Here is a 1,518-nt window from a genome sequence, read left to right as displayed (position 1 = left end):
TTACTCGGTGCGCTGCGCCGCGTGGCTGCCGGTGAAGCAGCAGCCTAACCCGCAGTTGCAGCCGACGCCTAACGGCGCGGCTGAACGCAATCGTTGAGCCGCACATGATTTCCGTCGCACCATCAGATTTCTGCTTTGCCTCGGACGACGAGTCCTTGGCCTACCTTCGCGACATCATCGAAGACATGATGCGCCGCTTCGGCATTACACGGGACGAGTCCATCGATCGCATCAATCAGGCGTGGTCGCACTGGCCTTCAGTAACCGGCGAGTACGAGCTCTACCGCGAGAAGCCGGCCTACTGGGCACACGACGTTATGTTTGGGCATGATTCGTTCTGGTGGCTCTCGGAGTCTGAGCGCATGCGTCAGGGTCTTAGTCCTTTGCTCCGCAGGCCGTATGCCAGGGCCCATGCGGCCCAACCCTTCGCTCCAGCGGACGGCTTCGCCGCCCGCTGAGCTTGAACGTTAGAACTCTATGAACTCTGTCAGCCGCGGAAATCTCTTTGAAGATCGCGTCTTCTCTGCGCTGCAACGTGAAGTGAACGCAGAGCGGCTTGGACTTCTGCCAAAGCAATGCGCGCTCTTTCAGAAGAAGGGCTACTACTCGCGAGATCGCGATTCAGATGTCATTGTCGATATTTCCGTAGAGGTGACATTGCCGGGCGCTTCAACTTGGTCGATGCTGTGGGTGTGCGAATGCAAAGACTACTCTGGCTCGCTTCCAGTCAACGATGTCGAAGAATTCAAGGCGAAGTTGGATCAGATCGCAGGAAAGAACGTGAAGGGGCTGATGGCCGTTACCGGAGCACTGCAATCAGGCTCTCTGGCGTACGCTCGATCAAATGGAATTGGTCTTGTCCGATTGCTTCCGTCGGACCAAGTCGATTGGCTCATGTATCTGGAGACAGGCCAGTCATTTCGATCGAAGCTGGATCCCGCCGAGTTCAATCGTGCTTTCACAAACCCCGGCCATCGGGCGCGAAATAAGGACTTCTTTGGCCGGTCCGATGGATACCTTTTTGAGAGTTGGCATGGACTATTGCGGAAGGCGCTGTCAGCGGACGGCGAGTCCTAACCATTCATTGCAGCGGACGCCTGACGGCGCCGCTGAATTCAGACGTTAGGCTGCCGCAGGTACGTGTTCATCCCGCTCCCGCATTCATCGCCAAACAGCCGCGCAGTGCTGGCGTGTGTGGCAGCGCTAGGGTGCCGGATTCGCCGATTCGGATGTTGGAGCAAGGCCCACGCCGGGCACTACTCGCGCTGCGCTCTGCAGGCCGCCTGTCCTTCGGCAGTCGGCTCGCTCATGCCGTTCGCCACCGCTGTGGGAAGCAAGTCCTGCAGCGAGTTCCGCGGCAGAAATGCACGCCGCTCCGGCAGGAGCAAGTCAGAATGGTGATCGACGATCTCCATTCATCGACGAGACTGAAATCCATGAACTTTTCCGCTCGCCAGTTTGCAGTCAGCGGGGTCAGGTCTTACTCGGTGCGCTGCGCCGCGTGGCTGCCGGTGAAGC

Annotated in this window: 2 protein-coding genes; both read left to right on the top strand. The window is 58.6% G+C overall.

Going from position 1 to position 1,518, the window contains the following annotated elements:
- Positions 1–104 precede the first annotated feature (104 nt).
- Positions 105–458 (top strand): hypothetical protein, encoded by a 354-nt coding sequence (locus tag B0W88_RS31690; protein ID WP_077038400.1) that lies wholly within the window; start codon positions 105–107, stop codon positions 456–458.
- Between the two features lie 19 nt (positions 459–477).
- Positions 478–1,077, top strand: coding sequence for a restriction endonuclease (locus B0W88_RS33310; RefSeq protein WP_144007140.1), 600 nt, complete (start codon positions 478–480; stop codon positions 1,075–1,077).
- Positions 1,078–1,518: the final 441 nt, after the last annotated feature.

Origin of the sequence: Pelomonas sp. KK5 (assembly GCF_001984095.1) — a bacterium.
Taxonomy (GTDB): Bacteria; Pseudomonadota; Gammaproteobacteria; order Burkholderiales; family Burkholderiaceae_C; genus KK5.
The sequence above is the reverse complement of the archived record's forward strand: the minus strand, read 5'-3'. Positions and strand labels throughout refer to the sequence as shown.

Bases quoted from the DNA above. Each gene is read 5' to 3' on its own strand.
- B0W88_RS31690 (WP_077038400.1), top strand. From the start codon at position 105: ATGATTTCCGTCGCACCATCAGATTTCTGCTTTGCCTCGGACGACGAG.
- B0W88_RS33310 (WP_144007140.1), top strand. From the start codon at position 478: ATGAACTCTGTCAGCCGCGGAAATCTCTTTGAAGATCGCGTCTTCTCT.